The following is a 13,110-nucleotide window of genomic DNA, read 5'->3' on the forward strand; positions in this document are numbered from 1 at the left end:
AGGAAGGCGCCCAGGAGTCGGTGGAGGAACTCAGCCGTTGTCGGTGCAGCTGGGGGTGCAGGCCGTCTCGCAGGTCTTGCCGCATCCGTCGTTGGTCATCGACCACAGCGGCTCGCCCTGCTGCGGCACGTGGACACGCAGGTCCAGGTCGAACAGGTCGCCGGCGGGGTGGCGGTCCCGGCTCACCGGGACCATGCCGTCGGGGGTGTCGGAGACCGTGAGTGTGCTCACTGGTTGTTCCTTCCTTTCTCTCTCTAAGGGGTGATGGTCCAGGTCAGGACCGTGCGGGTGTGGCGTTTGTCCACCACGCGCCCCCCGGGCAGGCGGTCGTCGGGGGTGGTGGCGGGAAACAGGGTGATGCGGGGGCCGGGGCCGCGGCGGTGGTCGCGGTCCCACTCACCGATCAGATGGGCCAGGTGTTCGGCGGTTGCGCGGGCATGCGGGCCGTGGCCGACCGCGCCGAACTCCCACCGGTCCGCGCGCCCGGGGCAGCGGCGCAGGGTCCGGTAGGCGAAGCCGGTGCCCTCGGCACTGATCAGGGCCGGGGTGCCCAGGCGGGAGATCGGGCTGACGAGTCCGGCTTTGATCGCACCGCGCTCGGCGGTCAACTGCGCCCACCGGTCGGCGACCGAGGCCAGGTACAGGTCCTGGGAGTCGGTGGGCTCTTCCGCGCCCACCTCGACGTTCGACCAGACAGTGACCGGCTCGCAGGCCAGGGCCTCACGCAGGGCCTTCTCCTCCACTTCGGGGCCGTCCTCCAGACGCAGCGCGACCTGGCAGCCGTCCTCGTCGTGGAGGCAGGGCATGGCCTCCCAGTGCTCGTCCCGGCCCCGCATCCGCACGAACCCGCACATGTCCACCGCCACCGCCTCCCAGCACCCCTCTTCGGGAGCGCGGCGCAGGGTCAGGCAGCGGGTCAGGCCCCGAATCCGCATGGGCACCACCAGAACCCCGTCCTCGGTGAGTTGCTGCTCCCAGGCGGGCGGCAGGTCCCAGGCTCCTGCGGTCACAATGATCCGGTCAAAGGGCGCCCGGGCGGCGAACCCGTGGGCGCCGTCGCCGACCGCCAGGTGCACGTCGTCGACGCCGATGCTCTTCAGGCACCGCTCGGCGCGGGCGACGACTTCGGGGTCGATGTCGATGGAGACCACCTGGCCGTCCACGCCAACCAGACGGCGAATCAGAGCGGCGTTGTAGCCACCGGAACCGACCTCCAGCACCCGATGCCCGGGACGCAGGTCGGCACGTTCCAACATGGTGGCGACGATGGTGGGCGCCGACACCGAACTGAGCGCCACTCCCCGCTCGTCGTCGCGCTTGGTCACCACCGCCTGGTGCGGGTCGTAGGCCTCGGTCAGCGGCAGTCCGGGCAGGAACGCCTCGCGGGGAACGGCACGCAGGGCTTCCTCCACGGCTCGTGGCAGCGGCTGTGCGCCGAGTCGTGCGCGCTCGGCCGCCATGGCGTCAACCATGGCCATGCGCGCCTGTTCAGGAGTGGGCGGGAGTGGTGAGGACACGGACTCTTCCCAACGTCGGTTGTCGTGGCTGAGTAGGAGTGCGGCGTGTTCGTCCGATCGCGATAGGGGATACGAGCGAGCACGGATTGGCGGAGTGACCGGATACTCCGGTCAGCCACAGAAAGAATGGCTTCGGGTGCCGAGAGTAGTGGCGCGGTGTCTTCCGGAGTACCAGGAAAGTGACAGCCCCTCGCGTCGGAGAGGTGCGTAGGCTGTCCTCGCCATGGCCAGTACGCGAAGGAGAGCTCATGGACGCATCCGCCCCTCGGCCGGAGACGCTGGGGCAGCGTATCGCCGCTGCACGTAAACTCGCGGGCCTGAGCCAGCAGGAGCTGGCCCGGCGCACCAACTACAGCGTGAGCCTGGTCCGGGCTGTGGAACAGGCCGCGAACCGGCTTCAGCGTCGTTCACCGCCGAGGTCAGCACAGTGCTCGGAGTGCTGCCTCAGGAACTCACCGGGCAGCCCTTCCAAACCCTGCTCGCCCAGGAGGGCGCTGCCCTCGGCGGGGCACAGGAGTTGCAAGCGCTGCTGACCGAAGGGCCTTTCCTCCATGCGGTCGAACCGGCTTCCCCGGCCGGCCTGGAAAGTGATTTGGCGGCACTTCGCGCAGACCGCCATCAGGACCGGTCCCTCGCGGCGCTGAAGCGGGCTCCGTCCCTGCTGCGCCAGTTGCACGGTCTCGTCCGCTCCGCGTCCGGGGAGGAAGACCGTGAGCATGCCTGGGAGCTGCTTGCCGACGCCTATGCCAACGTTTCCCAGATCACCTACCGGTTCGGCCTGCTGACCATGGCCGCCACGCTGCTGGAACGGATGGAGCATGCCGCAGAGCAGGCGGGGCAGCAGTTGCGAGTAGCACATGCCGCCCAGCAGCGTGCTCTGCTGCTCCTCTCCCATGCTGCCTACGACATTGGGCAGCGGTGCGTGGAACGGTCCCTCGACCTGGTCGGTCCGCCGCAGAACGAGACAGCTCTGGCTTTGGCCGGGTCGGCGCACCTGCGTGGTGCGGTCCTGGCAGCGCGTGCCCTGGATCTGGACCGGGCGTCGGCTCATCTGGATGAAGCTGAGGACCTGGCCCGCAGGATCGGACACGAGTCCGGGGTTTTCGACACCAACTTCGGCCCCGGTAACGTCGCAATCCACCGCGTGGCCGTTGAACTGGAGGCAGGAGACCCCGGACGAGCCGCACACACCGGTGAACACCTGCGTCTGCCCGCGGACGTCAAGCCCACCCGGGTGGGACGTCACTGGCAGGACATGGCGCGTGCCCACCTGCTGTCCGGCTCCCCAGCCAAGGCGTTCGCAGCACTGCAGAAGGCACGGGCTGTGGCTCCTCAGCAGACCCGCCACCATCCGCAGGTCCACGAGACCATGCGTGCCCTGGCGGCTGCCCGCCATCCCCCCTCGCCCGCGGTCACAGCCTTCGCCCGCTGGCTCGGGGTGCGGGCTTGAGGGGGAGCAGTACTCGGAAGGAACGGGAAGAATCAGAACGACAGCGGTTCTCAGCCGAAGAACCGGTGACGTCCCGAAAGTAAGGGGCAGCCGGGTCGAGAGCGGACGATGCATCAGCAGCCACGGCCGCCCGGCAGAGACACGGTCCGGGACCGTGCGCAGCCCGGTCCCGGACTCTCTGCAGCGGCCGTACCGCGGAGCCGTAGCGGGACACCCCGGGCGGTCCCAAGGGCAAGGGGGCAGACCTCCACAGGCACGACCAGAGAGACACCAATGTCCAACACTCCACCGACGATCAGCGATGAGCACTACCGCCTGGCCGAGCGGATCTGGGACTACCACCGGATGGGCCATGACCTGCGGCCGGTGGACGTGGCGGTCGTGCTGGGCTGCCACGACCTGGGCGTGGCGGCGTGCGCGGCGAAGCTGTACCAGGCCGGATTCTTTGCCCGCATGGTGCTCACCGGCGGCAACAGCCCCTCCACCGCCGAGGTGTTTCCCCGGGGCGAGGCCGTGCACTACCGGCAGCACGTCCTGGACCTGGGGGTGCCCGACGAGGCCGTCCTGGTGGAGCCCCGGGCGGCCAACACCGGGCAGAACATCACCCTGTCCCGACAACTGCTGGCCGAGGCGGGCCTGGCCCCGGCCACGGTGATGCTGGTGACCATGCCCTACATGCAGCGACGCGCCTACGCCACCACCCGCCGGGTCTGGCCCGAGGTCACCGTGGTGTGCGCCTCCGAACCGGTGGGCTTCCGCGACTACCTCGCGGGCATCGGCGACGACCGGCTCGTCATCGACACCATGGTCGGCGACCTGCAACGGGTCATCGAGTACCCCGACCGCGGCTTCGCCGTCGAACAGCACGTGCCCGACGACGTCCGCGCCGCCTACCGGGCACTCGTCGACGCCGGATTCACCAGCCGCCTCATCGGAGCCTGACCCGTACCCTCGTGCCGGGGAAGGGCCCTGGAGGCAGAAAACGGCGTCGGATCTGGCCCTGGGGCCAAGATCACGAGTGGGTTACTCCCGGAACCGGTGCCGCTAAGATCCTGAACCGCCGCAATCCCCGGGTTTCGGGCGTGTTCTATTCTGCTGTGCGTCCGCCACCCCAGCGAGTAGCCTTGGGCGTGAACGGTGCGTGACCGCATTCCCCCCGTTTCGGACGGGATGTCGCGGGGCACTGCACCGGCCGACGTCAACAGGGTGTCTCCGACCTCGGAGCTTTCCGGGACGGCGTGGAATGGGAAACGTCCGCGTCCCGTTCCCTCTACCATGGGCGCCTGATATCTGCTCACGCGCCGAGTCTCGACCGGGGCACCCAGTCCACCCGTACCGGTCGACTGGAGTCTCACACCAGGAGGGCATCACATGGAGACGGCAGAGATCGCTCGCCGCTTCCTCGCATTCTTCGAGAAGAACGGACACACCGTGGTGCCCTCGGCAAGCCTCGTCGCCGAGGACCCCACCCTGCTGCTGGTCAACGCGGGCATGGTGCCCTTCAAGCCGTACTTCCTCGGCCAGCGCACGCCGCCCTACACGCGTGCCACCAGCGTGCAGAAGTGCGTGCGCACCATCGACATCGACGAGGTCGGCAAGACCTCGCGGCACGCCTCCTTCTTCCAGATGCTGGGCAACTTCTCCTTCGGCGACTACTTCAAGGAGGGGGCGATCCCGTTCGCCTGGGAGCTGCTCACCAGCTCCGTCGCCGACGGCGGGTTCGGCTTCGACCCCGACCGCATGTGGGTCACCGTCTACCTCGACGACGACGAGGCCGAGACCATCTGGCGGGAGAAGGTGGGACTGCCCGCCGACCGCATCCAGCGGCGCGGCAAGGCCGACAACTTCTGGTCCATGGGCGTGCCCGGACCGTGCGGCCCCTGCTCGGAGATCTACTTCGACCGCGGCCCCGCCTACGGCGCCGAGGGCGGCCCCGTCGCCGACGAGAACCGCTACCTCGAGGTGTGGAACCTCGTGTTCATGCAGTTCGAGCGCGGCGAGGGCAGCGGCAAGGAGGACTACCCGATCCTCGGCGAGCTGCCCAGCAAGAACATCGACACCGGCATGGGCCTGGAGCGCATGGCCGCCATCCTCCAGGGCGTCGACAACATCTACGAGACCGACACCCTCGGCCGCATCCTGCGCCGCGCCGCGGAGCTCACCGGCGTCGCCTACGGCGACAACGAGCGCTCCGACGTGAGCCTGCGGGTCGTCGCCGACCACGTGCGCACCGCCACCATGCTGGTGGCCGACGGCGTCAAGCCCGGCAACGAGAAGCGCGGCTACGTGCTCCGCCGCATCCTGCGCCGCTCCATCCGCAACCTGCGCCTGCTCTCCGGCGACGAGTCGTTCCACATGCACGACCTCACCGCCGTGGCGATCGACGCGATGGGCGACCAGTACCCCGAGCTGCGCGCCGACGCCGACAAGATCCACAGCGTCATCGACGCCGAGGAGAAGAACTTCGCCGACACGCTGCGCGCCGGCACCGCGCTGTTCAACCGCGCGGCCGAGCGCACCCGCAGGAGCGGCAGCACCGAGTTCTCCGGCGCCGACGCCTTCCAGTTGCACGACACCTACGGCTTCCCCATCGACCTGACCCTGGAGATGGCCGCCGAGCAGGGCCTCAAGGTCGACGAGGAGACCTTCCACCAGTTGATGCAGCGCCAGCGGGAGGCCGCCAAGCGCGACGCCAAGGCCAAGAAGCTCGGCAACGCCGACATCAGCGTCTACGCCCGCCTGCTGGAGACCGGCGGACCCACCGACTTCCTCGGCTACACCGAGTCCGAGGGCGAGGCCCGGGTGCTCGGCGTCATCGTCAACGGCGAGGCCACCGGCGTGGCCCGCAAGGGCGACAAGGTGGAGCTGGTCCTGGACCGCACCCCGTTCTACGCCGAGAGCGGCGGCCAGCTCGCCGACAAGGGCACCATCGCCGTGGACGGGCGCGGCGTGGTCGACGTCGAGGACGTGCAGAAGCCCATCAAGGGCCTGTTCGTGCACCGCGGCACCGTGCGCGACGGCGAGGTCGTCGTCGACGACACCGTGCACGCCGCCATCGACACCGACCGGCGCGCCTCGGTGTCCCGGTCGCACTCGGCCACCCACCTCATCCACTCCGCGCTGCGCAACGCGCTCGGCCCCTCCGCCGGGCAGGCGGGCTCCGAGAACCAGCCGGGGCGGCTGCGGTTCGACTTCACCTCCAACAAGCCCCTCGACGCGGCCGAGATCGCCCACGTCGAGGAGGAGGTCAACGAGGTCCTCGCCCGCAACATCGAGGTCCAGTACATGGAGACCACCCTCGACAAGGCGTTGCAGATGGGCGCCCTGGCCATGTTCGGCGAGAAGTACGGCGAGCGGGTGCGCGTCGTCGACATGACCGACTACTCGCGCGAGCTGTGCGGCGGCACCCACGTCGGCGCGACCGGACAGCTCGGCCTGGTCAAGGTGCTGGGCGAGTCCTCGGTCGGCGCCGGCGTGCGCCGGGTCGAGGCGCTGGTCGGCCTCGACGCGCTGCGCCGGGTCTCCACCGAGTCCGCGCTCGTCGGGCAGCTCTCCGAGCAGCTCAAGGCGCCGCGCGAGGAGCTCCCGCAGCGCATCGACGCCATGGTCGCCCGGCTGCGCGCCGCCGAGAAGGAGATCGAGCGGCTGCGCGCCGCCCAGGTCCTCCAGGTGGCCGGTGAGCTGGCCGCGAACGCCCGCGAGATCGGCGGCGTCCGCGTGGTCACCCACCGCACCGCCGACGGCACCACCGCCGACGACATGCGCAAGCTCGCGCTGGACGTGCGTGGACGGCTCGGCGAGAGCGCGCCCGCGGTCGTGGTGGTCGCCGGAGTCCCTGCGGACCGCCCCGTCGTGGTGGTGGCGGCCAACAAGGAGGCGCAGCACAGCGGCCTGAAGGCCGGCGAGCTCGTCGGCGTGGCGGCCCGCGTCCTCGGCGGGGGCGGCGGCGGAAGGCCGGACATCGCCCAGGGCGGCGGAAGCGACGCCGCCGCGGTCGAGACGGCCCTGCAGGCCGTGGAACAGAGAGTGGCACAGTCGTGAGCAGAGAACGGCGTCCGGCGCCCCGGCACCCGGCAGGGACGGAGGAGCCGGGCGCCGGTGTCCGACCCGCCCCGGGAGCCCTCCGGTGAGGACCGGCGTGCGGCTCGGGGTGGACCCCGGCGCGGCCCGCATCGGCGTGGCCCGCAGCGACCCCAGCGGCATCCTCGCAACCCCGGTGGAGACGATCCGCCGGGGACCGGGAGATCTCGACAGGATCGCCGCACTTGTGCTTGAGTACGAGGCCCGGGAGGTCATCGTCGGCTATCCGGCGTCGCTGTCCGGAGCCGAGGGGCGTGCCGCGCGCACGGCGCGCTCGTTCGCCCGGGCACTGGCACGCAAGATCGCACCGGTCCCGGTGCGGCTGGTCGACGAACGGCTCACCACGGTGACCGCGCAGCAGCAACTGCGTGCCGGCGCCGCGTACGGCAGGCGCGGGGCCAGCGGCGGCAGGGCACGCCGCTCGGTCATCGACCAGGCCGCGGCCACCGTGCTGTTGCAGAGCGCCCTCGACACCGAGCGGCGTACCCAACTGCCTCCCGGTGAACTCGTCGAGGGGACGCCATGAACGGCAACGACCGGTATGACGACTACCCGCGCCGATCGCGTCGGCCCGACCCGCTGACCGACCCCTGGCCGCCCCACCAGGAGGCCGAAGGGCCGCGCACCAGGGCTTCGGCCGTCGACTACGACGGCCTCGGCTACCGCGACGAGCACGGCACGGGACGCCGACGGCGCGCGGACCTCCCGCCGCTGGACGACACCTCCTGGCAGTACCCCCGCGCCTCCCGCTCCTCCGCCGACCCTGGGCCGGACCGCCCGCCGGAGGCCGAGGAGCGCCCCCGCGGCCGCCGCAGACGCCCGGGGCCCGCCGACACCGGCTCGTTCTCCGTGCCCCTGTCGGAGGCCGAGGCGCTGCGCGAACGCCCCCGCGGGCGGCGGCGCAAACCCGACAGCGAGGACGCGCCTGCCGTCTCCCCCTACTACCGGGAACTGGCCCAGACGGCGTTCGACGAGAGGGAGCCGAGCCCGCGGCGGTCCAGCCGCCACAGCGCTGCCCCGGACGCCCCCGCCCGCGCGGACTCCGCGGACTGGCAGGAGGCCCCGCGCTCCCGGCGGGCCCACCGCCGGGCCGCGGAGGAGTGGCCGGAGGAGCCGGTCCGCCCGCGCCAGGAACACCGCCACGAGGAGGACGACGACCGGCCCGCAGCGGGCCGCTCCCGGCGGCGCGCCCCGGCGGAGGAGGACCTCGACCCCCCGAGACGGCGCCGGGCGCGCTCCGCCGCCGACGACTCCGACGACGACTCCGCCGACGACTCGTTCGCGCTGCCGTTCGATGACGACGACTCCGACGAGGAGGAGCGCCCCAGGCGCTCCCGGAGCAGCCGCCACGGCGGCAGGAGGGCCTCCGGCCGCCGCGCCGCCAAGCGCAAGCGCAAGAAGAGGAGCAAGGCCGCCCTGGTCAGCGCCGTGCTCGTGCTGTCGCTGTTCGTGCTCTCCGCCGGGGCCGGCGGCTACCTGCTGCTGCGCACCTACATCGTCCCCCCGGACTACTCCGGCGAGGGCACCGGCGAGGTCAGCATCGTCATCGAGCAGGGCGACAGCGGGACCGCCATCGCCGAGAAGCTCTACGCGGCCGGGGTGATCGCGAGCGTGCGCGCGTTCACCAACGAGATCCGCTTCTCCGACGCCAACTTCGTGCCCGGCACCTACCAGTTGCGCGAGCGGATGAGCGCCGAGGCGGCCATCGCGCTGCTGCTCGACCCGGCCAGCCGCATCGCCGTCAACGTGACGGTCCCCGAGGGGCTGCGGTCCGGCCAGATCCTCGACCTGCTGGCCGAGCAGACCAACATCCCGCTGGAGGAGTTCCAGGCCGCCTACGAGGACCACGAGTCGCTGGGGCTGCCCGAGTACGCCACCCAGGGGCCGGAGGGGTACCTGTTCCCCGAGACCTACAAGTTCGACAGCAGCGCCACGGCCGCCGACATCCTGCGTCAGATGGTGGCCCAGTACTGGAGGGTCGCCACCGACATCAACCTGGAGAGCCGCGCCGAGGAGGCCGGGTACGACCCGAACGAGATCATGGCGGCCGCCGCGATCGTGCAGGCCGAGTCCGGGAGCGTGGAGGACATGGGCAAGGTCGCCCGGGTCATCTACAACCGCCTGGCCGACGGCATGTACCTCAAGATGGACAGCACCTGCTTCTACGCCCTCGGCGAGTACGGCATCTCGCTCAACCAGGAGCAGCAGGAACGGTGCCGCAGCGACGAGACCGGCTACGACACCTACTTCCACGAAGGGCTTCCGGCCGGCCCGATCGTCAGCCCCGGCCGGGAGGCCATCGAGGCGGCGCTCTCCCCGGAGGACGGGCCGTGGCTGTACTTCGTGACCACCGACCCCGAGAACGGTGTCACCGAGTTCACCGACAACGAGGCCGAGTTCTGGGACCTGGTCAACAAGTTCAACCAGAACCAGGGCAACTGAGCGACCGGTCCCGCGGGCGCGGGACCGCGGCGACGACCCCGCAGGAGGAACCGTGAAACGTGCGGCCGTGCTCGGCTCACCGATCGCCCACTCCCTCTCCCCGGTGCTGCACACGGCGGGATACACCGCGCTCGGCATCGCCGACCAGTGGCACTACGGCCGCCACGAGTGCGACGAAGAGGGCCTGGCCGCGTTCCTCGACGGCTGCGACGACTCCTGGGCGGGCCTGTCGCTGACCATGCCGCTCAAGCGGGTCGCGATGACGCTGGTGGACGAGGTCGACGAGATCGCGACCGCGGTCGGCGGGGCGAACACCATCCTCTTCCGGGACGGGCGGCGCCACGCCTGCAACACGGACGTCACCGGGATCGTCGAGGCGCTGCGGGAGGCCGGGCTGGACCGGCTGCGCACCGTCACCGTCCTGGGCGCGGGGGCGACCGCCGCGTCCGCGCTCGCGGCCGTGCGCCGCCTGGGCGCCACCGAGCCGGGCGCGGTCACGGTACTGGCCCGCGACCTCTCCCGCACCGGCGACCTCGCCGCGGCGGCCGAGCGCATGTCGGCCGAGGTGGTGCTGGCCCCGCTCGCCGACATCGACCGGCACCTGGGAGTGGACCTGGTGGTGTCCACGCTCCCCTCCGGGGCGGCCGACCGGTGGGCGCAGCCGGTGGCCGAGGCGAAGACCGCGGTCTTCGACGTGGTCTACGCGCCGTGGCCCACCGTGCTGGGGGCCGCGGCCCAGGAGGCCGGGGCGGTCGTGGTGGGCGGCTTCCCCATGCTGCTGCACCAGGCGGCGGCCCAGTTGACCCTGATGACCGGCCGCCCCGCGCCGGTCGAGGCGATGCGCGCCGCCGGCGAGTCGGAGTTGGCACGCCGGTCTGCCGGGAATACCCTGAAAGCGTGAGTGTTGCCACTCATGGGGACTTCGGTGGCGGTACGTCCGGTGTAACGAGTGTTTCCCGGTGGCCAGGTTTTCTTGGTACAGTGAACAGCGACCTGATCCGGTGCACGAGCGCCGGAGATGCAAGCGGAGGGTGAACCTCCCACCTGTAGCGCCTACGGGTGCTGCGGGTCCTGGTAGAAACCGTACGGGTACGCCGCGACGGCGTCCGGCCCGTGCGGCGGTTCGACCCCGCTTGCAGCAGCCAGCGGGGTTTTCGTTGTCCCGGCGCACAGCCACTCTGGAGACCCCCGCACCAGAAGACGAGAACCCGACGAATTTTAGGGAGGGGTCCCATCAGCGCTGAGCCCCGCATCAACGACCGTATCCGGGTACCCGAGGTTCGCCTCGTCGGCCCCAACGGGGAACAGGTGGGCATCGTTCCGGTGAGCGACGCCCTGCGCCTCGCCCAAGAAGCCGACCTCGACCTCGTTGAGGTGGCGCCGACCGCTCGCCCGCCGGTCGCCAAGCTGATGGACTACGGCAAGTTCAAGTACGAGTCCGCGGTCAAGGCCCGGGAGGCGCGCAGGAACCAGACGAACACGATCATCAAGGAGATCAAGCTCCGTCCCAAGATCGACCAGCACGACTACGAGACCAAGAGGGGTCACGTCGAGCGGTTCCTGCGGGGCGGGGACAAGGTCAAGGTGACGATCATGTTCCGCGGTCGCGAGCAGTCCCGGCCGGAGCTGGGGTACCGCCTCCTGCGGAGGCTGGCCGAAGACGTCCAGGAACTGGGTCAGGTCGAATCCCAGGCCAAGCAGGACGGCCGCAACATGGTCATGGTGATCGGCCCGCACAAGCGCCGCGCCGAGCACAAGGCCGAAGCGCGTGCCGCCGCGCAGGCCGCCAAAACCCGCGGCGGGAGCGGCCGGAATTCCGAGAAATCGGGCTGACCGGACCGATACACCCGCCTGACGTACCGAGACGAGCGCGGTCGCGCGGCCCGTGAGGGCCGCGCACCCCGCTCTCTTCGTGCGCGGCGGAAAACCGCGCCGTCCCCGTGGCGGCACACCGACTGAGTAGTGAAAAGGAGCGACGGCGGCATGCCGAAGAACAAATCCCACAGTGGGGCCAGCAAGCGTTTCCGCGTCACCGGCACCGGCAAGATCATGCGTCGCCGCACCAACAAGAACCACCTGCTGGAGCACAAGCCGAGCAAGCGCACCCGGCGCCTGAGCGCGGACGCCCAGCTTCCCCCGGCCGACGCCAGGAAGATCAAGAAGCTGCTCGGCTAGGCCGAGTCGCCCCGTCATCCGGGGACGCGGCCGTCGGACATCCCGCGCACGGGTGCGCGGAGGCGGCCGCACCGGTCCAGGAACCCCTGCCGAACTTCCTGGCGGCCCTCGCCGGGTGGTGTGCCCGGCACGTCAGTCTCAACCGAGGAGTCACAAGTGGCACGCGTCAAGCGGTCTCTCAACGCAAAGAAGAAGCGCCGGGTCGTTCTCGAACGCGCCAGCGGCTACCGCGGCCAGCGGTCGCGCCTCTACCGCAAGGCCAAGGAGCAGATGCTCCACTCGATGACGTACGCCTACCGCGACCGCAAGGACCGCAAGGGCCAGTTCCGTCGTCTGTGGATCCAGCGCATCAACGCCGCCGCCCGCGCCAACGGCCTGACCTACAACCGCTTCATGCAGGGACTCAAGGCCGCCGGCATCGAGGTGGACCGCCGCATGCTCGCCGAGCTCGCGGTCAACGACGCCGCCACCTTCGCGGCGCTGGTCGAGACCGCCAAGAAGGCCATCCCCGCACCTGCCGGGTCCGCTTCCTGAACGACGGTGTGATCGACCATGGCGAGCCACGAGTTCACGAGTATTCGGTCCCCCAGAATCAAGGGGGCTCGTCGGCTCGCCAAACGCGCCTTCCGGCAGCGTGAGCGGCGCTTCCTCGCGGAGGGGCCGCAGGCCGTGCGGGAGGCGCTCGCCGTACCGGGAGTGGTGCGCGAACTGTACGCCACCGTCGAGGCGATGCAGCGCCACGACCCCCTGGTCCGCGCCGCGGAACAGGCCGGAGTCCCCGTCCACCGGGTCACCCTGGAGGTGATGGGCGAACTGGCGCAGACGGTCACCCCCCAGGGGCTGCTCGCGGTCTGCTCCTTCGTCGACGTCCCGCTGACGGCACTGGAGAACCCCCGGCTCGTCGTGGTCCTGTCCCACGTCCGCGACCCCGGCAACGCGGGGACCGTGCTGCGCACCGCGGACGCGGCCGGGGCCGACGCGGTCGTCTTCACCGACGCCTCGGTCGACCCCTACAACGGCAAGTGCGTCCGGGCCTCCGCCGGCAGCCTCTTCCACCTGCCAGTCGTGGTGGGAGCGCGGATCGACGAGGTCACCCGCTTCCTGCGGGGGGCCGGGGCCACGATCCTCGCCGCCGACGGCAGGGGGGAGGACCGCCTGGACGACCTCTCCGACTCCGGCGGCCTCGCCGGTCCGGTGGCCTGGATCTTCGGCAACGAGGCGTGGGGGCTGCCGGAGGAGACCATCGCCCTCGCCGACAGGACGGTCAGCGTTCCCATCTACGGCAGCGCCGAGAGCCTCAACCTCGCCACCGCCGCCGCGGTCTGCCTCTACGCCACGGCGCGGGAGCAGCGCCGCACCCCCACCCTGCCGGTCTGAGCGGGACGCAGCACCGAATCCGCAGCCGTGTTTCCGTTATGCGTCGTACGCGTTACGACCACAGATGCG

13 protein-coding genes are annotated in these 13,110 nt (G+C 70.9%); 11 read left to right on the top strand and 2 right to left on the bottom strand.

Going from position 1 to position 13,110, the window contains the following annotated elements; genetic code table 11:
• Window positions 1-30 precede the first annotated feature (30 nt).
• Together fxlA and fxlM are read right to left on the bottom strand one after the other, a co-directional pair.
• Entirely contained in the window at window positions 31-231 is a 201-nt protein-coding gene (fxlA, locus tag AC529_RS15570) for an FxLD family lanthipeptide (protein WP_068757968.1), read from the bottom strand.
• 23 nt (window positions 232-254) lie between these two features.
• The gene (fxlM, locus tag AC529_RS15575) at window positions 255-1,517 is read right to left on the bottom strand and encodes a methyltransferase, FxLD system (protein ID WP_232306766.1); all 1,263 of its coding nucleotides are present in this window, start codon (window positions 1,515-1,517) and stop codon (window positions 255-257) included.
• A gap of 248 nt (window positions 1,518-1,765) precedes the next feature.
• Here fxlM and AC529_RS21360 point away from each other — a divergent pair, with 248 nt between their 5' ends.
• The 11 genes from AC529_RS21360 to AC529_RS15625 all read left to right on the top strand — a co-directional run bounded on the left by AC529_RS21360 (window position 1,766) and on the right by AC529_RS15625 (window position 13,041).
• Entirely contained in the window at window positions 1,766-2,050 is a 285-nt protein-coding gene (locus AC529_RS21360; protein ID WP_198156445.1) for a helix-turn-helix domain-containing protein, read from the top strand.
• Window positions 1,954-2,967, top strand: coding sequence for a hypothetical protein (locus tag AC529_RS19735; protein WP_198156446.1), 1,014 nt, complete (start codon window positions 1,954-1,956; stop codon window positions 2,965-2,967). Before AC529_RS21360 ends, AC529_RS19735 begins: the two co-directional genes overlap by 97 nt.
• Before the next feature lie 273 nt (window positions 2,968-3,240).
• Window positions 3,241-3,909 carry a YdcF family protein gene (locus tag AC529_RS15585; RefSeq protein ID WP_068757972.1) on the top strand — a complete coding sequence of 223 codons (669 nt, stop codon included), beginning with the start codon at window positions 3,241-3,243 and terminating at the stop codon, window positions 3,907-3,909.
• A gap of 429 nt (window positions 3,910-4,338) precedes the next feature.
• A complete protein-coding gene (alaS, locus tag AC529_RS15590) occupies window positions 4,339-7,008 on the top strand; it encodes an alanine--tRNA ligase (RefSeq protein ID WP_068757974.1) in 2,670 nt (889 codons plus the stop codon).
• Window positions 7,009-7,093: 85 nt separating this feature from the next.
• Window positions 7,094-7,573: a Holliday junction resolvase RuvX gene (ruvX, locus tag AC529_RS15595; protein WP_068757976.1), complete on the top strand. Its 480-nt coding sequence runs from the start codon at window positions 7,094-7,096 to the stop codon at window positions 7,571-7,573.
• Complete coding sequence (gene mltG / locus AC529_RS15600) at window positions 7,570-9,489, top strand: endolytic transglycosylase MltG (protein WP_068757978.1); 1,920 nt, start codon at window positions 7,570-7,572, stop codon at window positions 9,487-9,489. The genes ruvX and mltG overlap by 4 nt, the downstream gene beginning before the upstream one ends.
• A gap of 52 nt (window positions 9,490-9,541) precedes the next feature.
• Complete coding sequence (locus AC529_RS15605; protein ID WP_068757980.1) at window positions 9,542-10,390, top strand: shikimate dehydrogenase; 849 nt, start codon at window positions 9,542-9,544, stop codon at window positions 10,388-10,390.
• Window positions 10,391-10,740: 350 nt separating this feature from the next.
• A complete protein-coding gene (gene infC, locus AC529_RS15610; RefSeq protein ID WP_269745552.1) occupies window positions 10,741-11,322 on the top strand; it encodes a translation initiation factor IF-3 in 582 nt (193 codons plus the stop codon).
• Between the two features lie 150 nt (window positions 11,323-11,472).
• The gene (gene rpmI, locus AC529_RS15615; protein WP_068757982.1) at window positions 11,473-11,664 is read left to right on the top strand and encodes a 50S ribosomal protein L35; all 192 of its coding nucleotides are present in this window, start codon (window positions 11,473-11,475) and stop codon (window positions 11,662-11,664) included.
• Window positions 11,665-11,820: 156 nt separating this feature from the next.
• Window positions 11,821-12,198 (top strand): 50S ribosomal protein L20, encoded by a 378-nt coding sequence (rplT, locus tag AC529_RS15620; RefSeq protein ID WP_068757984.1) that lies wholly within the window; start codon window positions 11,821-11,823, stop codon window positions 12,196-12,198.
• An 18-nt stretch (window positions 12,199-12,216) separates the two neighbouring features.
• Window positions 12,217-13,041 carry a TrmH family RNA methyltransferase gene (locus AC529_RS15625; protein ID WP_068757986.1) on the top strand — a complete coding sequence of 275 codons (825 nt, stop codon included), beginning with the start codon at window positions 12,217-12,219 and terminating at the stop codon, window positions 13,039-13,041.
• Window positions 13,042-13,110: the final 69 nt, after the last annotated feature.

This window comes from Thermobifida cellulosilytica TB100 (assembly GCF_001517975.1).
GTDB lineage: Bacteria > Actinomycetota > Actinomycetes > Streptosporangiales > Streptosporangiaceae > Thermobifida > Thermobifida cellulosilytica.